The sequence below is a fragment of the Pseudorhodoferax sp. Leaf274 genome, from assembly GCF_001422445.1.
Lineage (GTDB): Bacteria > Pseudomonadota > Gammaproteobacteria > Burkholderiales > Burkholderiaceae_C > Pseudorhodoferax.
This window is the reverse complement of sequence record NZ_LMNA01000030.1, coordinates 733,407-752,563: the sequence shown is the minus strand read 5'-3', so window position 1 is coordinate 752,563 and position 19,157 is coordinate 733,407. Positions and strand designations below refer to the sequence as shown.

Annotated in this window: 18 protein-coding genes; 5 read left to right on the top strand and 13 right to left on the bottom strand. The window is 67.5% G+C overall.

Translation table 11 applies throughout. From position 1 onward, the window contains the following. Positions 1-129: 129 nt before the first annotated feature. The 8 genes from hutH to ASF44_RS30185 form a co-directional block, all read right to left on the bottom strand. On the bottom strand, positions 130-1,773 hold the full coding sequence (hutH, locus tag ASF44_RS30220; protein WP_056902935.1) for a histidine ammonia-lyase: 1,644 nt from the start codon (positions 1,771-1,773) through the stop codon (positions 130-132). Positions 1,774-2,035: 262 nt separating this feature from the next. After that, positions 2,036-3,346, bottom strand: coding sequence for a citrate synthase (locus ASF44_RS30215; RefSeq protein WP_056902934.1), 1,311 nt, complete (start codon positions 3,344-3,346; stop codon positions 2,036-2,038). Between the two features lie 10 nt (positions 3,347-3,356). Then, complete coding sequence (locus ASF44_RS30210) at positions 3,357-3,641, bottom strand: succinate dehydrogenase assembly factor 2 (RefSeq protein ID WP_369820971.1); 285 nt, start codon at positions 3,639-3,641, stop codon at positions 3,357-3,359. A 4-nt stretch (positions 3,642-3,645) separates the two neighbouring features. Beyond that, complete coding sequence (locus ASF44_RS30205; protein WP_056672626.1) at positions 3,646-4,347, bottom strand: succinate dehydrogenase iron-sulfur subunit; 702 nt, start codon at positions 4,345-4,347, stop codon at positions 3,646-3,648. A gap of 13 nt (positions 4,348-4,360) precedes the next feature. Continuing rightward, the gene (gene sdhA, locus ASF44_RS30200; protein ID WP_056902933.1) at positions 4,361-6,166 is read right to left on the bottom strand and encodes a succinate dehydrogenase flavoprotein subunit; all 1,806 of its coding nucleotides are present in this window, start codon (positions 6,164-6,166) and stop codon (positions 4,361-4,363) included. 2 nt (positions 6,167-6,168) lie between these two features. Then, a complete protein-coding gene (sdhD, locus tag ASF44_RS30195) occupies positions 6,169-6,537 on the bottom strand; it encodes a succinate dehydrogenase, hydrophobic membrane anchor protein (protein WP_056902932.1) in 369 nt (122 codons plus the stop codon). 23 nt (positions 6,538-6,560) lie between these two features. Further along, positions 6,561-7,007, bottom strand: a complete 447-nt coding sequence (gene sdhC, locus ASF44_RS30190; RefSeq protein WP_056902931.1) for a succinate dehydrogenase, cytochrome b556 subunit — start codon at positions 7,005-7,007, stop codon at positions 6,561-6,563. 147 nt (positions 7,008-7,154) lie between these two features. Continuing rightward, positions 7,155-7,955 carry a GntR family transcriptional regulator gene (locus tag ASF44_RS30185; protein WP_056902930.1) on the bottom strand — a complete coding sequence of 267 codons (801 nt, stop codon included), beginning with the start codon at positions 7,953-7,955 and terminating at the stop codon, positions 7,155-7,157. A 273-nt stretch (positions 7,956-8,228) separates the two neighbouring features. Between ASF44_RS30185 and ASF44_RS30180 the strand changes: the two genes are divergently transcribed. Genes ASF44_RS30180 through acnB form a run of 5 tightly spaced genes read left to right on the top strand, consistent with a single transcriptional unit; the run spans position 8,229 to position 14,399 of the window. Further along, positions 8,229-9,215, top strand: coding sequence for a malate dehydrogenase (locus tag ASF44_RS30180; protein WP_056902929.1), 987 nt, complete (start codon positions 8,229-8,231; stop codon positions 9,213-9,215). 23 nt (positions 9,216-9,238) lie between these two features. Then, complete coding sequence (gene tam, locus ASF44_RS30175; protein WP_056902928.1) at positions 9,239-10,045, top strand: trans-aconitate 2-methyltransferase; 807 nt, start codon at positions 9,239-9,241, stop codon at positions 10,043-10,045. After that, positions 10,042-11,070, top strand: coding sequence for a CoA ester lyase (locus ASF44_RS30170; RefSeq protein ID WP_056902927.1), 1,029 nt, complete (start codon positions 10,042-10,044; stop codon positions 11,068-11,070). Before tam ends, ASF44_RS30170 begins: the two co-directional genes overlap by 4 nt. A 5-nt stretch (positions 11,071-11,075) precedes the next feature. Further along, positions 11,076-11,759, top strand: a complete 684-nt coding sequence (locus tag ASF44_RS30165) for a hypothetical protein (RefSeq protein WP_056903083.1) — start codon at positions 11,076-11,078, stop codon at positions 11,757-11,759. A gap of 48 nt (positions 11,760-11,807) precedes the next feature. Continuing rightward, positions 11,808-14,399: a bifunctional aconitate hydratase 2/2-methylisocitrate dehydratase gene (gene acnB / locus ASF44_RS30160; protein WP_056902926.1), complete on the top strand. Its 2,592-nt coding sequence runs from the start codon at positions 11,808-11,810 to the stop codon at positions 14,397-14,399. 88 nt (positions 14,400-14,487) lie between these two features. Here the strand turns inward: acnB and ASF44_RS30155 are convergent, their stop codons facing one another. Genes ASF44_RS30155 through ASF44_RS30135 form a run of 5 tightly spaced genes read right to left on the bottom strand, consistent with a single transcriptional unit; the run spans position 14,488 to position 19,155 of the window. Further along, positions 14,488-15,123 carry an N-carbamoylsarcosine amidohydrolase gene (locus ASF44_RS30155; protein ID WP_056902925.1) on the bottom strand — a complete coding sequence of 212 codons (636 nt, stop codon included), beginning with the start codon at positions 15,121-15,123 and terminating at the stop codon, positions 14,488-14,490. A 27-nt stretch (positions 15,124-15,150) separates the two neighbouring features. Then, positions 15,151-16,257 carry an ABC transporter ATP-binding protein gene (locus ASF44_RS30150; protein WP_056902924.1) on the bottom strand — a complete coding sequence of 369 codons (1,107 nt, stop codon included), beginning with the start codon at positions 16,255-16,257 and terminating at the stop codon, positions 15,151-15,153. Beyond that, positions 16,254-17,291, bottom strand: a complete 1,038-nt coding sequence (locus ASF44_RS30145) for an ABC transporter ATP-binding protein (protein ID WP_056902923.1) — start codon at positions 17,289-17,291, stop codon at positions 16,254-16,256. The genes ASF44_RS30150 and ASF44_RS30145 overlap by 4 nt, the downstream gene beginning before the upstream one ends. Continuing rightward, the gene (locus ASF44_RS30140; RefSeq protein ID WP_235579393.1) at positions 17,288-18,220 is read right to left on the bottom strand and encodes an ABC transporter permease; all 933 of its coding nucleotides are present in this window, start codon (positions 18,218-18,220) and stop codon (positions 17,288-17,290) included. The genes ASF44_RS30145 and ASF44_RS30140 overlap by 4 nt, the downstream gene beginning before the upstream one ends. After that, positions 18,217-19,155, bottom strand: coding sequence for an ABC transporter permease (locus tag ASF44_RS30135; protein ID WP_056902922.1), 939 nt, complete (start codon positions 19,153-19,155; stop codon positions 18,217-18,219). Before ASF44_RS30135 ends, ASF44_RS30140 begins: the two co-directional genes overlap by 4 nt. Positions 19,156-19,157: the final 2 nt, after the last annotated feature.

Below are 19,157 nucleotides of genomic sequence, written 5' to 3'. Positions count from 1 at the left end.
GCGCATCGCCAGTCCAGACCGCGGGCGCCGACCGCAACAACCGGTCGGCCCGAAACGACACAAGCGCGACGAAGACCGCGACGCTGGGCCTGATGGCCCCGCCACGGCGGGGCCGATCCCCCTGGGGCGTCAGCGGTAGCTGGCCAGCAGGGCTGCTGCCGCGCGGAAATCCGGCGTCATCGGTCGGTCGGTGTCCAGGAAAGCCACCTGTTTGCGCAGTGCTCCGTACAGCTCGGCAGTCGGCGGGGAGAGCGTGAATCCGGGCTGCTGCTGCTTGCGTAGATCGATGGCCTGTGCTGCGTGGATCAGTTCGATGCCGAGCAGTGCGAAGCTGTTGTCGATTTGGCGCTGCACGCGTTCGACGACCCTGGGTGCGTTCGTCGCAATGTCTTCGACGCCGCCGGCCACGGGCAGGTAATCCAGGGACACTGGCAGCGCCAGCTCGCGGTTTTCCGAGGCCAGGGCCATGACCGGCTTTTCCATTGCACCGAACGCATGTACGGTGCCTTCGCCGCCGAGGAAGCGCGGCAGGCCGGTGAAATGGGGGTCGTTGAGCTTGACGATGCGCTGTGCCGAAGCCATCGAGCTGTGGGCCAGTGCAAGTCCCATTTCCTGGAAGGCCACGACCCATGGCAGGGGGTCGAAGTTCGCGCTCGGCAAGACGGCGCCCTGGATGTCGGCGGCCTTCACGTAGCCGCGGCTCTCCTGTGCGCGGTTCGAGTGCGGCGTCACGTCCACCGCGACGCCGGGATTGTCGTCCGAAGAATTGAGCTGGATGTTGAGCAAGGCGCGCGTGGCATCGAAGGTGCGGTCCTCCTCGCCCAGCAGGTAGACGCCGGAGCGGAAGCTCAAGGGATCTTGCAGCGCGCGTTTGTCGTCGCGGTCCCAGATGCTGCTGCCCGCCAACAGGCCGCGCAACTGGCTGCCCGCCTGGGCCGTGTAGGGAAAGGGCCGCAGTGCCAGCGTGTCCTGCAGGAACGGTGACACATTGCCGTTGAGCGCCTGCAGGCTCAGCGCGTAGACCAGTTTCGACACCGTGCGCAGGCGCGCCATGTCGTCCAGGGCCAGCGCAGCCATGGCGCTTGCGTAGGCGTTCGAACTGAGGATGGCCAGTGCATCCTTGCCGAAGGGCTTGATCGGCGCCACGCCGGTCTGGCGCAATGCTTCCGCGGCCGGCAGCTTGCGGCCCTGGAAATACACCTCTCCGTCGCCGAGCATGGCCAGGCCGACGTGGCCGAGGATGGTGATGTCGGCCTCGCCCATCGAGCCGGCCGACGGCATGACGGGCGTGATGCCGCGGTTCAGGAACTGCACGTAGGTGTCGACGATGCCGCTTTGCACGCCCGCGCCACCGTCGAGCATCGCGTTGAGCCGGGCGGCCATGGTGGCGCGCGCGGTGCGCAGGGCCATGTCGGGACCGGTGCCGCCGCCGTGTGCCTTCAACAGGCCGATGTTGAAGCGGCTGGACGCGTCGATGATGTCCTGCGAGAGCTTGCCGCGGGCGTCGACCATGGCACGGTCTTTGTTCAGGCCGACGCCGGTCGTCAAGCCATAGATCTGCTGGCCCGCCTGCGCGGCCTCCAGCAGTACGCGATGTGCCTGGGCGACGCGCCGCAGCGCGGCGGGATCGATGCGCACCTTTTCGCCATCGGCGATGCGGGCGATGCTCTCTGGGGTGGCGGATCGGCCGTCCAACACCACGTCGGCATGGGACAGGCAGGCGGCTTGCTGCAAGGCGACAAAGACCAGCGCGTACCGGGAAAATCGAAACATGAAAGGCTTCCTAGGCGGATGCGGCCAACGACCACCGGCGGTGGAAAATTGGCTGCGTATACGTTGAATGACGCCCTTGCACACCGCGGATGGTGCATACGGGCGAAAAATTCTAGGAAGCCATCGAACATGCTGCCTACTGCTTTTTTGTCAGCGATTCATAACATCGCGCTAAGGGCAGCGGCTCAGCAGCAGTGGCACCGCCATGAAAAATGCCGCCTGGCTTGCACCAGGCGGCATGTGTGTGAAGGCCGAGCAGAGCTTAGCGCTTGGCGAGCGGCTGCACGTCGCGCTTGACGGAACCCGTGAACAGCTGGCGCGGGCGGCCGATCTTGTACTCGGGATCGCCGATCATCTCGTTCAGCTGGGCAATCCAGCCCACCGTGCGGGCCAGCGCGAAGATGGCCGTGAACAGCGGCACCGGGATGCCGATGGCGCGCTGCACGATGCCCGAGTAGAAGTCCACGTTCGGGTACAGCTTGCGCGAGACGAAGTACTCGTCTTCCAGCGCGATCTTCTCCAGTTCCTTGGCCAGCTTGAACAGCGGGTCCTTTTCCAGGCCCAGCTCGGTCAGCACCTCGTTGCAGGTTTCCTGCATGAGCTTGGCGCGCGGGTCGTAGTTCTTGTAGACCCGGTGGCCGAAGCCCATCAGCTTGACGCTGGAGTTCTTGTCCTTGACCTTCTTGATGAACTCGCCGATCTTCTCGACGCCACCTTCCTTCTGGATGTCGTAGAGCATGTTCAGCGCCGCCTCGTTGGCGCCGCCGTGGGCCGGGCCCCACAGGCAGGCCACGCCGGCCGCGATGGCGGCGAACGGGTTCGTGCCCGAGGAGCCGCACAGGCGCACGGTGGAGGTGGAGGCGTTCTGCTCGTGGTCGGCGTGCAGGATGAAGATGCGGTCCAGCGCGCGTTCGAGCACCGGGCTGACCTTGTACTCCTCGCAGGGCGTGGCGAACATCATGTGCAGGAAGTTGCCTGCATAGCTGAGGTCGTTGCGCGGGTACATGTACGGCTGGCCGATGGTGTACTTGTAGGCCATCGCCACCAGCGTCGGCATCTTGGCGATCAGGCGGATCGCGGAGATGTTGCGGTGCTCCGGATTGTTGATGTCCGTGCTGTCGTGGTAGAAGGCCGACAACGCGCCGACCAGGCCGGTCATGATGGCCATCGGGTGCGCATCGCGGCGGAAGCCACGCAGGAAGAACTGCATCTGCTCGTTGACCATCGTGTGGTTGGTCACGAGCTTGGTGAACTTGCCCTTGTCTTCCGTGTTCGGCAGCTCGCCGTACAGCAGCAGGTGGCAGGTTTCCAGGAAGTCGCAGTTGGTGGCCAGCTGCTCGATCGGGTAGCCGCGGTACAGCAGTTCGCCCTTGTCGCCATCGATGTAGGTGATGGCGGACTGGCAGGCAGCCGTCGAGAGGAAACCCGGGTCGTACGTGAACATGCCGGTCTGGGCGTACAGCTTGCGGATGTCCACGACATCCGGGCCCACGCTGCCCTGGTACACCGGCAACTCGACGCTGGGACTGCCATTGCTGAACGACAGCGTGGCTTTGTTTTCGGCTAGTTTCATGTTCACCCTTTCAGCGGTTTTCTCTCAAAAGACTCAGGACTTCGCGGGTGTCCGCGTTGTCCAGCGCAGGATTGACCTGGGCCAGCGTCTTGCGTGCCAGTTGCAGGTCGAGCAGATCGTGGTCTCCCAATTCCATCAATTGCGACAGGGCCTGGGCCTGGGCCGCGTTGACGCGTGGGCCGTGGCGCTCGAAGAAACGTTCCAGGAACAGATCGTTTTCCAGCAAGCCACGCCGGCAACGCCAGCGCAGCATCGCCAGCGCGCGTTCGTCGAGGGTTTCCTGCGCCTGTGCCACGGTATCAGACGGTGCGAAGCACCATCATCTCCTTGATTTTCCCGATGGCCTTGGTCGGGTTCAGGTGCTTGGGACACACGTCCACGCAATTCATGATCGTGTGGCAGCGGAACAGGCGGTACGGGTCTTCCAGGTTGTCCAGGCGCTCGGCCGTGGCCTCGTCGCGGCTGTCGGCGATGAAGCGGTAGGCCTGCAGCAGGCCGGCGGGGCCGACGAACTTGTCCGGGTTCCACCAGAAGCTGGGGCAGCTGGTGGAGCAGCTCGCGCACAGGATGCACTCGTACAGGCCGTTCAGCTCCTCGCGCTCCTCGGGCGATTGCAGGCGTTCCTTGTCGGGTGCCAGGCTCTCGGTGATGAGGTAGGGCTTGATCGAGTGGTACTGCTTGAAGAACTGCGTCATGTCCACGATCAGGTCGCGGATCACGGGCAGGCCGGGCAGCGGCTTCAGGACCACGGGGTCCTTCAGCGTGTTCATGTTGGTCAGGCAGGCCAGGCCGTTCTTGCCGTTGATGTTCATCGCGTCCGAGCCGCAGACGCCTTCGCGGCAGGAGCGGCGGAACGAGATCGTCGGGTCTTGCTGCTTGAGCTTGACCAGGGCATCCAGCAGCATGCGCTCGCTGCCGTCGAGCTCGATCTCGACGGTCTGCATGTAGGGCTTGGCGTCCTTGTCCGGGTCGTAGCGGTAGATCTGGAATGTGCGCTTCATCGTGGTGACCTTGTTAGAACGTGCGGACCTTGGGCGGAATGGAGTCAACCGTCAGCGGCTTGAGGTTGACGGGCTTGTAGGTCAGGTTGTTGCCCGCGCTGTGCCACAGCGTGTGCTTCATCCATTCCTTGTCGTTGCGGCCCAGCGGGAACTCGGCGTGGTCGGCCGGGTGCTCGTAGTCGTAGACCGTGTGGGCGCCGCGGCATTCCTTGCGTGCGGCGGCCGAGGTCATGGTGGCCTGGGCGACTTCGATCAGGTTGTCGACTTCGAGCGCTTCCATGCGGGCCGTGTTCCAGACCATGGACTTGTCCTTGAGCGTGACGCCCGAGACGCGGTCGCGGATCGCATTGACCTTGGTCACGCCCTCGTCCATGCTGGCCTGCGTGCGGAACACGCCGGCGTGCTGCTGCATGGTGGCGCGGATGTCGTTGGCCACGTCTTGCGCGTAGGCGCCGTCGGTGGACTCCTGCAGCTGGTTCAGGCGTGCCAGCGTCTTGTCGCCGGCATCGGCCGGCAGCGCTTTGTGCTCGCCGCTGCCCTTGACGAATTCGACGATGTGCTTGCCGGCGGACTTGCCGAACACCAGCAGGTCGAGCAGCGAGTTCGTGCCCAGGCGGTTGGCGCCGTGCACCGACACGCAGGAGCATTCGCCGACGGCGTACAGGCCGCCCACGATATTGTTCTGCTGGCCGTCGTGCGTGACGACCTGGCCGTTGATGTTGGTCGGGATGCCACCCATCTGGTAATGGATGGTCGGCACCACGGGGATCGGTTCCTTGGTGATGTCGACGTTGGCGAAGTTGTGGCCGATCTCTTCCACCGAGGGCAGGCGCTTGCGGATGGTGTCGGCGCCCAGGTGGTCCAGCTTCATGAGGATGTAGTCCTTGTTGGGACCGCAGCCACGACCTTCCTTGATCTCCTGGTCCATGGAGCGCGAAACGAAGTCGCGCGGCGCCAGGTCCTTCAGCGTGGGCGCGTAGCGCTCCATGAAGCGTTCGCCGTTGCTGTTGAGCAGGATGGCGCCTTCGCCGCGGCAGCCTTCGGTCAGCAGCACGCCCGCGCCGGCCACGCCGGTCGGGTGGAACTGCCAGAACTCCATGTCCTGCAGCGGGATGCCGGCGCGCGCCGCCATGCCCAGGCCGTCGCCGGTGTTGATGAAGGCGTTGGTCGACGCCGCGAAGATGCGGCCGGCACCGCCGGTGGCCAGCAGCACGGCCTTGGCCTGCAGGGCGTACAGCTCGCCGGTTTCCAGCTCCAATGCGGTGACGCCGACCACGTCGCCGTCGGCGTCGCGGATCAGGTCGAGCGCCATCCACTCGACGAAGAAGTTTGTCTTGGCCTTGACGTTCTGCTGGTACAGCGTGTGCAGCATGGCGTGGCCGGTGCGGTCTGCCGCGGCGCAGGCGCGTTGCACGGGCTTTTCGCCGTAGTTGGCGGTGTGGCCGCCGAAGGGGCGCTGGTAGATCGTGCCGTCGGGGTTGCGGTCGAACGGCATGCCGAAGTGCTCGAGCTCGATCACGACCTTGGGGGCTTCACGGCACATGAACTCGATGGCGTCCTGGTCGCCCAGCCAGTCCGAGCCCTTGATGGTGTCGTAGAAGTGGTAGTGCCAGTTGTCCTCCGACATATTGCCCAGCGAGGCCGACACGCCGCCCTGCGCCGCCACCGTGTGCGAGCGCGTCGGGAAGACCTTGGACAGCGATGCGACGGACAGGCCGGCGCGCGACAGTTCGAGTGCGGCGCGCATGCCGGAGCCGCCGGCGCCGACGATGACGACGTCGAACTTGCGCTTGTTGATGTTCTGCTTGGTGTAGCTCATGCTCACAGTCTCCAGAGGACTTGGATGGCCCAGCCGGCACAGCCGACCAGCCAGACGATGGTGAAAATCTGGAGCGCGAGACGGAGCCAGACTGCTGCGGTGATGTAGTCCATCAGCACATCGCGCATGCCCACCCAGACGTGGTAGAGCAGGGCGATGATCACGGAGAAGGTCAGCACCTTCATCCATTGGGCCGCGAAGATGCCGGCCCACAGGTCGTAGCCGATCGGGCCTTTGGCCAGCAGCAATTGCGCCAGCACGATGAACGTGAACAGCGCCATGAGCAGGCCGGTGACGCGCTGCGCCAGCCAGTCGCGCAGGCCGTAGTGCGCGCCGACGACGACGCGCTTGGATCCGTAATTGACAGCCATGGGGAGACTTTTCCTTGTTGTGATCAGTACACGCCGAACAGCTTCAGGCCCAGCACCAGCGTGAGGCCCAGGCTCAGCACCAGCACGGTGACGGCCGAGGTCTTGCCGAACTGCTTGTTCACTGCGTCATGGCTCACGTCCATGTACAGGTGGCGTAGGCCGGCGATGAAGTGGTGCAGGTAGGCCCACATCAGGGCCAGCACCACGAGCTTGAGGAACCAGCCCGGCGCGAAGCCCAGGCCCGTGTTGAACGCGGCCTTGAAGCGTGCGAACGACAGCTCGGACGTGACCGAGGTGTCGAACATCCAGATGATGAAGGGCATCAACAGGAACATCAGCACGCCGCTGGCGCGGTGCAGGATGGACACCCAGCCCGCTGCCGGCAGCCTGTAGCTCGGCAGGTCGGTGAGGGCGTTGATGTTGCGGAACTCGGGGCGTTTGGGTCGTGCTGAGGAGGCGGCTTCTGTCATGAATGCGCTTTCGTGGATGTAACTGCCTTGTAATTCTGTCGCGGCGGTTAGCCCAAAATTCTATTGCAATGCAACAGGGCAAACGCGACGAAGCGTTGCAGCGGCAGTCGCACAGGTGTCTGGGCGATGCGCGAATGGCAGTTCGGATCAGTTCAGATCGTTGCGATAGTGGTGCGTGTCGGTGCGGTACAGGCCGCGCCGCAGCTCCATGGGCGTGTCGTTGTAGGTGTAGGCCACGCGCTCCACGCTCAGGAGGGGCGTGGCAGGCGCCACCTGCAGGATGCCGGCTTGGTCCGCATCGGGCAGCACGGCGCGGATCTTCTCTTCGGCGCGCACCATGCGCACGCCGAATTCGGTTTCGAACAGCGCGTAGGTCGGCCCGCGGAAGGCCGCCATGCGCTCGGCGGTCAGGCCCTTGAACGGCCCGCCCGGCAGCCAGAGGTCTTCGAGGATGGTGGGTGTCTGCGCGCCGCCGTCCGCGGCGAAGGACAGCACGCGGCGCACCTGCATCACTGCATCGCCGCTGCGCAGGCCCAGCGCGCGTGCGATCTCGGCGCCAGCGCGTGCGCGCCGGCATTCGAGGAAGCTGCGCTGCGCCGGGCCCTCGCGGTTCAGGTCGCCGTCGTCGGGCACCAGCTTCAGGAAGCGGTAGCGCACGTGCTGTTCGCTGTGGGTCGCGACGAAGGTGCCCTTGCCCTGGCGCCGCACCAGCAGGTTGTCGCCGGCCAATTCGTCGACCGCCTTGCGCACCGTGCCCTGGCTCACGCGAAAGCGGCTGGCCAGTTCGATCTCGCTCGGGATCAGCTCGCCCGGCTTCCATTCGCCGGCCTGCAGGCTCTGCAGGATCAGCCCCTTGATCTGCTGGTACAGCGGGCTGAAGGCCGGGGTGGCGTTCGGGCCGGTGTCCAGGGGCGGCTCGGTGGCGTTGCCAGGGGCGGGTGCGGGCATGGAACTTGGGCATGGTGCCGGGAGTCGGAACGCCCGGCAGGGTTGGAAGACGCGCGGACGGCCGGCGTTCCGCCAACCTTCCATGCCCGCGCACACGGTGCCCCGCAGGGGTGCTGAGGGACGGGCAATCTTATCTTATATAAGACATAAGACAAATTGACCGCTTTCATGGAACACGGGTAAACTCTAGGGCTGTCCCCCGGGCCTGTGCGCTCACTGTTCCGTCGCCTGGGCGGGGGTGTTCCTCCCTCCTTCCTTTCCGGAGCCTTCCTCATGAGCAAAAAGCCCGTCCGCGTGGCCGTCACTGGTGCCGCTGGTCAAATCGGTTACGCCCTCCTGTTCCGCATCGCCTCGGGCGAAATGCTGGGCAAGGACCAGCCGGTGATCCTGCAGTTGCTGGAGATCCCGGACGAGAAGGCGCAGAAGGCGCTCAAGGGCGTGATCATGGAGCTGGACGACTGCGCATTCCCGCTGCTGGTCGGCATCGAAGCCCATAGCGACCCGATGACCGCGTTCAAGGACACCGACTACGCGCTGCTGGTCGGCTCGCGCCCCCGTGGCCCCGGCATGGAGCGTGCCGAGCTGCTGGCCGTCAACGGCGCCATCTTCACCGCGCAAGGCAAGGCACTGAACGCCGTGGCCAGCCGCAATGTCAAAGTGCTGGTCGTCGGCAACCCCGCCAACACCAACGCCTACATCGCCATGAAGAGCGCGCCGGACCTGCCGCGCAAGAACTTCACCGCCATGCTGCGCCTGGACCACAACCGCGCTGCCAGCCAACTGGCTGCCAAGACCGGCAAGCCCGTGGCCGACATCGAGAAGCTGACCGTCTGGGGCAACCACTCGCCCACCATGTACGCCGACTACCGCTTCGCCACCATCGGCGGCGAGAGCGTGGCCAAGCTGATCAACGACCAGGTCTGGAACGCCGACACCTTCCTGCCCACCGTGGGCAAGCGCGGCGCCGCCATCATCGAGGCGCGCGGCCTGTCGTCGGCTGCCTCGGCTGCCAACGCCGCCATCGACCACATGCGCGACTGGGCCCTGGGCACCAACGGCAAGTGGGTCACGATGGGCATCCCGTCGGACGGCCAGTACGGCATTCCGAAGGACGTGATGTTCGGCTTCCCCGTCACCTGCGAGAACGGCGAGTACAAGCTGGTCGAGGGCCTGGAGATCGACGCATTCAGCCAGGAGCGCATCGACAAGACGCTGAAGGAACTGCAGGACGAGCAGGCCGGCGTCGCCCACCTGCTCTGATCCACGGACGCTCGCGCGCACCCATGGCCGACTGGAACCCTGCGCTGTACCGGCGCTTCGAGGATGAGCGTACGCGTCCGGCGGCCGAGTTGCTGGCCCGCGTGCCCCTGGTGGGCGGGAGCGCGCGCGCGATCTTCGCGGTGGACCTGGGCTGCGGCCCGGGCAACTCCACCGAATTGCTGGTCAAGCGGTTCCCGCAGGCGCGCGTTGTCGGTGTCGACAACTCCGCGTCCATGCTGGCCAGCGCGCGCGAGCGGCTGCCCGGCGCCGAATTCGTCGAATCCGACATCGCCGACTGGTCGCCCGCACCAGGCGAGGCGCCCGACCTGCTGTTCGCCAATGCCTCGCTGCAGTGGGTGCCCGACCACGCCGAGCTGCTGCCGCGCCTGTTCGGCCTGTTGGCGCCCGGCGGCGTGCTGGCCGTGCAGATGCCCGACAACTGGCAGGAGCCGTCGCACCGCCTGATGCGCGAGGTCGCACGCGATCCCGCTTGGGCCGCGCAGATCGGCGATGCAGAGCGGCTGCGCACGCCGCTGCTGGGCATCGCGCGCTACTACGACGTGCTGGCGCCGCTGGCCGCCGAGGTCGATGTCTGGCACACCATCTACCAGCACCGCATGGCCGATGCCGGCGCCATCGTCCAATGGCTGAGCAGCACCGGGCTGCGGCCTTTTGTCGATCCCCTGTCCGACGCCCAGCGGGCAGGCTTCCTGGCGGAGTATGGGCGGCGCATCGACGCAGCCTATCCGCCGCGCGCCGATGGCCAGCGCCTGCTGGCGTTCCCGCGCTTCTTTCTCGTGGCCCGCAAGGCCCAAGACTCCGCGCCATGAACCGTCCGAACCCTGCCCACCCGCGCGACGTGCTGCTGGGCGCACATGCCGGCCAGATCGTGCTGCCGGTGTGCGACCACTACAGCGGCGTCGAGCTGCGCATGCGCAAGAGCCTGGCACTGCAGGCCGAGATGCTCGAAGAGTTCGGCGCCTGCGTGTTCGACGTGACGCTGGACTGCGAGGACGGCGCGCCCGTCGGCGGCGAAGCCGACCACGCTGCGCTGGTCGTCGCGCTGGCGCAGGCGGCCGACCCGCGCGCCCGCGTGGCCGTGCGCGTGCACCCGGTGGACCATCCCGCGTTCGAGGCCGACATGGCCACCATCGCCGGCCAGGCCGGTGCTCGCCTGGCCCACATCATGGTGCCCAAGGTCGAGAGCGTGCAGGACGTCGAGCGCGCCGAACGCGCACTGCTCGCCGCTGGCGCCCCCGACCTGCCCCTGCATGTCTTGGTGGAGTCGCCCGCAGCGGTGCACCGCGCCTTCGACATCGCGGCACATCCACGCGTGCAGTCCATCAGCTTCGGGCTCATGGACTTCGTTTCTGCCCATGCGGGCGCGATTCCGGCTGATGGCATGAGTGCCCAGGGCCAGTTCACGCATCCGCTGGTGGTGCGGGCCAAGCTCGAGATCGCCTCGGCCTGCCACGCACACGGCAAGGTGCCCTCGCATTGCGTGGTCACCGAGTTCAGCGACCACGAGGCCATGCGCGCAGCTGCACGCCGTGCGGCGCGCGAGTTCGGCTACACCCGCATGTGGAGCATCCACCCGGCGCAGATCCGCCCCATCGTCGAAGCCATGGCGCCCAGCGCCGAGGAGATCGACACCGCCGGCCGCCTGATCCAGGCGGCGGTGTCGGCCGACTGGGCGCCTGTCGCGTTCGAAAAGCAGTTGCACGACCGTGCCAGCTACCGCTACTTCTGGCAGGTGCTGGAGCGTGCACACCAGACCGGCCGGCCCCTGCCTGCCGAAATGCAAGCGTATTTTCTCGACCATCCGGCCACGACCGCGCCGGCCAAGGAGGCATGAGCATGATGAAGTCCACGCTGTTGACCCTGGTTCTGGCCACCTCGGCCGGTTTCGCAATGGCCCAGAACGACGCCGCCAAGGAGCCTGCGAAGGCCGCTACGGCCAAGCCCGCCGCGAAGAGCAACGCCACAACGGCCAAGGCGCCCGCGGCCAACGCCAAGGCGGCCACGGCCAAGACCGCCCCAGCCAAGACCACCACCACGGCGAAGAAGGCGGCCCCCGCCAAAGGCAAGCTGGACGTGGAGCAACTCGCGGCGCATGCGCCCGCCACCGAAGCCGTGCTGGGCGCTGCCGAACTGGCGATTGCCGAACGCGTGCACGTCGGCTCCATGCCGTGCGAGCTCGGCAACACGGTGCAGCTGACGGCCGATGCCGCAAAGCCCGGATATTTCGACCTGCAGATCGCCAAGGCGCGCTACCGGCTGGTGCCGGTCGCCACGACCACCGGCGCCATCCGCCTGGAAGATGCGCACTCCGGTGCCGTGTGGCTGCAACTGGCCAACAAGTCCATGCTGATGAACCACAAGCTCGGCCAGCGCATGGCCGACGAATGCAAGAGCCCGCAACAGGTGGCCGTGGCAGAGCAGTTCAAGCTGACGCCGCCGCCCAGCGTGCTCGACGCGGCCCCGGCGCCGGCACAGATCCCCGCTGGCACGGCGGTTGCTGCCCAGCCCGCGGCCAACCGTTGACGGCGGACGCACCCCTTTCCCCACATCCCAGAACCGGAGAAGAACGCAATGTTGCAAGCCTACCGTGACCATGTTGCCGAGCGCGCCGCGCTCGGCATCCCGCCGCTGCCCTTGTCGGCGAAACAGACGGCCGAGCTCATCGAGCTGCTGAAGGCGCCGCCGGCGGGCGAGGAAGCGTTCCTGCTGAACCTGATCACCCACCGCGTGCCGGCTGGTGTGGACGATGCCGCCAAGGTCAAGGCCAGCTATTTGGCCGCCGTGGCGCACGGCACCGAGAAGAGCCCGCTGATCTCGCGCGCCAAGGCCACCGAACTGCTGGGCACCATGCTGGGCGGCTACAACATCGGCCCCATGGTCGATCTGCTCAAGGATGCCGAAGTCGGCACCGTGGCGGCCGAAGGCCTGAAGAAGACGCTGCTGATGTTCGACCAATTCCACGACGTCAAGGAACTGGCCGATGCCGGCAATGCCAACGCCAAGGCCGTGCTGCAGAGCTGGGCCGACGCCGAGTGGTTCACGAGCCGCCCCGAGGTGCCGCAGAGCATCACCTTCACGGTGTTCAAGGTGCCAGGCGAAACCAACACCGACGACCTGTCGCCCGCGCCCGACGCCACCACGCGCCCGGACATCCCGATGCACGCGTTGGCCATGCTCAAGAACAAGCGCGACGGCGCCGCCTTCGTGCCCGAGGAAGACGGCAAGCGCGGCCCGATCAAGTACATCGAGGACCTGGTCAAGCGCGGCCTGCCCGTGGCGTATGTCGGCGACGTGGTGGGCACCGGTTCCTCGCGCAAGTCGGCCACCAACTCCGTGCTGTGGTTCACCGGCGAAGACATCCCCTTCATCCCGAACAAGAAGTTCGGCGGCATCTGCCTGGGCACCAAGATCGCGCCGATCTTCTACAACACCATGGAAGACGCCGGCTCGCTGCCGATCGAGCTGAACGTCGACCAGATGAACATGGGCGACACCATCGAGCTGCGCCCCTACGACGGCAAGGCGCTCAAGGATGGCCAGGTCATCGCCGAGTTCAAGGTCAAGAGCGACGTGCTGTTCGACGAAGTGCGTGCCGGCGGCCGCATTCCGCTGATCGTCGGCCGCGGCCTGACGACCAAGGCGCGCGAGGCCCTGGGCCTGCCTGCATCCACCCTGTTCCGCCTGCCGCAGGCCCCCGTGGACAGCGGCAAGGGTTTCTCGCTGGCCCAGAAGATGGTGGGCCGCGCCTGCGGCCTGCCGGAAGGCCAGGGCGTGCGTCCCGGCACGTACTGCGAGCCCAAGATGACCTCGGTCGGCTCGCAGGACACCACCGGCCCGATGACGCGCGACGAGCTCAAGGACCTGGCCTGCCTGGGCTTCTCGGCCGACCTCGTCATGCAATCGTTCTGCCACACGGCCGCCTACCCGAAGAAGGTGGACGTGAAGATGCACCACGAGCTGCCCGACTTCATCAGCACGCGCGGCGGCATCTCGCTGCGCCCGGGCGACGGCGTGATCCACAGCTGGCTGAACCGCCTGCTGACGCCCGACACCGTGGGCACCGGCGGCGACTCGCACACGCGTTTCCCGATCGGCATCAGCTTCCCGGCCGGTTCCGGCCTGGTGGCCTTCGCGGCCGCCACGGGCGTGATGCCGCTGGACATGCCCGAGTCCGTGCTCGTGAAGTTCAAGGGCAAGATGCAGCCCGGCGTGACGCTGCGCGACCTGGTCAATGCGATCCCGCTGTACGCGATCAAGGCGGGCCTGCTGACGGTCGAGAAGAAGGGCAAGAAGAACATCTTCTCGGGCCGCATCCTCGAGATCGAAGGCCTGCCGGACCTGAAGGTCGAGCAAGCCTTCGAGCTGTCGGACGCGTCCGCCGAGCGCTCCGCCGCCGGCTGCACGGTGCACCTGAACAAGGAGCCCATCGCCGAGTACATCAACAGCAACATCACGCTGATGAAGTGGATGATCGCCGAGGGCTATGCCGACGCGCGCACGCTGCAGCGCCGCATCGCCGCGCAGGAAGCCTGGCTCAAGGACCAGCAACTGCTCAAGGGCGATGCTGACGCCGAATACGCCGCCGTCATCGAGATCGACCTCGCGGACATCCACGAACCCATCGTGGCCTGCCCGAACGACCCGGACGACGTGAAGACGCTGTCCGACGTGGCAGGCGCCAAGATCGACGAAGTCTTCATCGGCTCGTGCATGACCAACATCGGCCACTTCCGCGCGGCTTCCAAGCTGCTCGAAGGCAAGCGCGACATCCCGGTCAAGCTGTGGATCGCACCGCCGACCAAGATGGACGCGCAGCAGTTGACCGAGGAAGGCCATTACGGCGTGTTCGGCAATGCCGGTGCGCGCACCGAGATGCCGGGCTGCTCGCTGTGCATGGGCAACCAGGCGCAGGTGCGCGAAGGCGCGACGGTGATGTCCACCAGCACCCGCAACTTCCCGAACCGGCTGGGCAAGAACACCAACGTCTACCTGGGTTCTGCCGAGCTGGCCTCGATCTGCTCCAAGCTGGGCCGCATCCCGACCAAGGAAGAGTACATGGCCGACATGGGCGTGCTGACCGCGGCCAGCAGCCAGATCTACCAGTACCTGAACTTCGACAAGATCGACGACTACACGGACGTGGCCGACAAGGCCACGGCCTGATCGCCGCGGCGGCATCGGCGCCGCCGCTCCCCCAAAGAAAAAACCCGCCTCGGCGGGTTTTTCTGTTGTCGGGGGCCGCGCAGGCGCTTCAGCGCTGCGGGTCCAGGCCCGCGAAGTAGGCCTCGACCTCGGCGCGGCCCAGCACGTCGCCGTACTTGGCGTTGATGTCGAACAGGTTCGCATCGTGCGGGCCGTCGTGGCGGTCGCCCACGCATTCGCGCGGCACCACGACGTTGTAGCCGTGCTGGATGCTGTCCACCGCCGTGGCGCGCACGCAGCCGCTGGTGGAGCAGCCGATCAGCACCAGCGTGTCGATGCCGCGCGCATGCAGGGTCGACGCCAGTGACGTGCCGAAGAACGCGCTGGGGTAGTTCTTCACGATCACCAGGTCGTCGGGTTGCGGCGGCAGCTCGGGCACGATCTCGGTCATGGGCTCGCCCTCGACCATGGTGCGCAGCACCGGCACCTTGCGCACGAACAGGCCGCCATCGTGGCCGGAGGGGTGGTAGAGCACCTTGGTGTAGATGATGGGCACCTGCGCGGCGCGCGCGGCCGCCAGCAGCGGGACGCTGGCCTGCACGGCCTCGACCACGCCCTGCGCGAACAGCGGTTCGCCAGGGGTGGTGTAGGCCAGGATGAAGTCGATCACCACCACCGCCGGCCGCTTGCCGAAGCCCAGCGGCGTGGCGAACACGCCGGCATAGTTGTTCTCGCGCGATTCCATGTCGTTTTCCTCTCGAAGTGTCAGGGCTCAGGCGGCGCCGGCCAGGGCCGGCGGCTGCTGCACGGCGTGGGGTGCCGCGAAGCGGTCTTCCAGCCGGGCGAAGTGGCAGGCGGCCTGGTGCCCGGCGCCCACGGTTTCGAACGGCGGCAGCTGCTGCAGGCAGGCCGTCGGCATGGCCAGGCCACGCCACGATGCGGCCTGCGTGCCAGGCTCCGCACCGGCCTGGCGGGCGCGGAAGCAGCGCGGGTGGAAGCGGCAGCCGTCGGGCATGGAGGCGGCCGAGCCGATCTCGCCATGCAGCGCGATGCGCGTCTTGCCGCGCTCCAGCACCGGGTCGGGCACCGGCACGGCCGACAGCAGGGCCTTGGTATAGGGATGGTGGGGCGCGCTGTAGAGCTGGTCGCGCGGCGCGCTCTCGACGATCTTGCCCAGGTACATCACGGCCACGCGGTGGCTGATGTGCCGCACCACCGCCAGGTCGTGCGCGATGAACAGGTAGGCGATGCCGGTGCGGCGCTGGATGCCCTGCAGCAGGTTCAGGATCTGGGCCTGGATCGACACGTCCAGCGCAGACACCGGCTCGTCCAGGATCAGCAGTTTGGGGTCCAGCACCAGCGCGCGCGCGATCGCGATGCGCTGGCGCTGGCCGCCGGAGAACTCGTGCGGGTAGCGCGCCGCCATGCGCGGATCGATGCCCACCTCGCGCAGCGTCGATTCCAGCCGCGTGCGCATGAGGTCGCCACCGTAGCCGTGCACGACCATGGGTTCGCGCACCAGTTCGCCCACCGTCATGCGCGGGTTCAGCGAGCCGTAGGGGTCCTGGAACACCATCTGCATGCGCCCGCGCAACTGCCGGGCCGCTGCGCCCTGCAGCGCCGTCACGTCGGCCCCGTCGAACACGATGCGGCCCGCGCTGGGCTCGATCAGCTTGAGCACCAGGCGGCCCAGCGTGCTCTTGCCGCTGCCGGTCTCGCCGACCAGGCCCAGCGTTTCGCCGGCGCGGATGGAGAACGAGACACCGTCCACCGCGCGCACCTGCACGCCCTTGCTGAGCAGCGCGCCGGTGGCGCCGAAGGTCTTGGCCAGGTCGGTGACCTGCAGCAGCGGGGCGGCTGCCGGATCGGGTGCCGTCATGCTGCGCGCGCCTCCAGGGTGACTGTTTCCGAGAAATGGCAGGCGCTGAGGTGTTCGCCGCCGTCGACGGCCTGCAGCGCCGGCCGGGCAGACCGGCAGGCCTCGCGGCCCTTGCCCAGGTAGCACCGGGCCTCGAACGCGCAGCCCTGGCGCACGCTGCCGGGCAGCGGCGGCGTGCCGCTGATGGACATCAATTCCTGGCCGGCTGGCTCGTCCAGGTTGGGCACGCTGCGCAGCAGCGAGACGGTGTAGGGGTGGCTCGGCCTGGCGAACACCTCGGGCACCGTGCCCTGCTCCACCAAGCGGCCGGCGTACATCACGGCCATGCGGTCCGCATGGCGCGCCACGATGCCCAGGTCGTGCGTGATCAGCACCACCGCCATGCCGGTGTCGCGGCGCAGGCCGTCGATCAGGTCCAGCACCTGCGCCTGCACCGTCACGTCCAGCGCGGTGGTGGGCTCGTCGGCGATCAGCACCTGGGGGTCGAGCGCGATCGCCATCGCCGTCAGCACACGCTGTCGCATGCCGCCGGAGAACTGGTGCGGGTAGTGGTCGAAGCGGCGCGCGGCATCCGGGATCTGCACCTTCTCCAGCAGCCCGATGGCGCGGGCCTTGGCCTGCGCGGCGCCGAGCGGCAGGTGCGCCTGCAGCACCTCGACGATCTGCTGGCCGACGGTGAACACAGGGTTGAGCCCGCTCAGCGGGTCCTGGAAGATCATCGAGATGGCCTTGCCGCGCTGCAGGCGCAGCGCCTGCGGCGACAGCTTGAGCAGGTCCGTGCCGTTGACCAGCACCTGGCCCGATTCCACCCGGCCGGGCGGCGCCACCAGGCCCAGGGCCGACATGAAGCTCATGCTCTTGCCCGAGCCCGATTCGCCCACCACGGCCAGCATCTCGCCGGGGTGCAGGCGCAGGGACACGTCGTCGACGATGGCCGCGCGGCCGTACGCGCCCGGAAAGGTGGTGCGCAGGTTGCGGATGTCCAGCGCGTAGGCGCCATCGGCCGCGGCAGGAAGGGGGGTCACCTGGTTCATAGCAGCGAGGCCCCGGTCTGTTTGCGCATCTGCGGGTCCAGCGTGTCGCGCAGGCCGTCGCCCATCAGGTTGAACGCCACCACGGTGACGGCGATGCACAGCCCGGCCGACAGCGAGATCAGCGGGTGGTCCGCGATCAGGCCCTGCCCGTCGGAAATGATGTTGCCCCAGGTCGGCGTGGGCGGTTGCACGCCCAGCCCCAGGTAGCTCAGCCCGGCCTCGGCCAGGATCGCCGTGGCCGCGCTGACGGTGGCCACCACGATCACCGGCGGCATCGCGTTCGGCACGATGTGCTTGAACAGGATGCGCAGGTGCGACATGCCGATCGCGTGCGATGCCTCGACGAAGGGCCGCGGCTTGATGGTCAGCACCACCGAGCGCATGACCACCGCCACGCGCGGGATGTAGGCCACCGACACGGCGATGATGATGGATTCCAGCGAGGAGCCGCGCGCCGCGACGATGGCCAGCGCCAGCAAAAAGCCCGGGAAGGCCAGCAGCACGTCGGTCAGCGTGGTGAATACGCGTTCCACCCAGCCGCCCGCGTAGCCGGCGATGGCGCCGACCAGCGTGCCGATCGACAGCGACAGCAGCACCACCGACATCGCCACCTGCAGCGACACCCGCGAGCCCCAGATCAGGCGCGACAGGATGCAGCGGCCGAACTGGTCGGTGCCCAGCGGGTAGGCCAGCGAGGGCGGTGCCAGCGTGGCCATCAGGTCGGTCGCCGTCGGCGAATGCGGTGCCAGCCAGGGCGCGCCCAGCGCGACGACGAACATCGCCGCGATGATGGCCGCGCCGATCGCCAGGCCCGGATGCGACAGCATGGTCTTCCAGCGCGGCGGCCGGCGTGCCAGGGTCGGCGTTTCCAGCGGCGCGGCGGCCTGCGCGTGCGCGCCGCCCGGGGGGAGCAGAGTGTCTTGTTTCATCGTGACTTCAGGCGCGGATCGATGGCCACGTAAAGGAGGTCGCAGGTGGCGTTCACCAGCACCACGGCTGCGGCCAGCACCAGCAGGCCGGCCTGCACGAGCTGGTAGTCGCGTGCCAGCACGGCCTTCATGATGGTGGAGCCCAGGCCGGGCCGGCTGAACACCATCTCGACCAGGATGGCGTTGCCCAGCGACCAGGCGAAGGTCACGCTGATCACCGCCAGGATGGGCACGGCCGCGTTGCGCAGCGCCAGCCGGTAGAGCACGCGCCGCTTCGGCACGCCCAGCGCGCGCGCCACGCGGATGTAGTCCTGGCCCAGCACTTCCAGCATGGCCGAACGCGTGAGCCGGGCGATGTAGGCCGCGACGGAGACGCCCAGCACCAGCGCCGGCAGGGCCAGGTGGTGCATGGCCGTCCAGAAGCCGCCGCCGCTGGAGGCGCCCAGCGTGGGGAACAGCCCGGCCCAGTGCGACAGCCCGAGGATGGCCACCAGCCCGATCCAGAACACCGGGAAGGAGATGCCGCCCAGTGCCACCACCATCACCGTGGTGTCGACCCAGGTGCCTTGCCTGCTGGCCGACACCACGCCCAGCGGCACGCCGAGCGCCACCGCGATCGCCATGCCCCAGCCCGTCAGCGCGATGGACCAGGGCACGCTGTCCATGACTTCCTTGAGCGCGCTCTGGCCGGTGACCACGGATGCGCCCAGGTCGCCGCTCAGCGCGCGCCCCATGAAGCGCAGGTACTGCTCGGCCACCGGCAGGTCCAGGCCCAGCTTGGCGCGCAGGCTGGCCACCGCATCGGCGGTGGCGTAGTCGCCGAGCATGTACAGCGCCGGGTCGCCCGGAATCGCGCGCATCAGGAAGAAGGTGACGGTGACCACGCCGACCACCGTCACGATCAGCTGGAGGACCCAGCGCGACAGGTACTGCACGG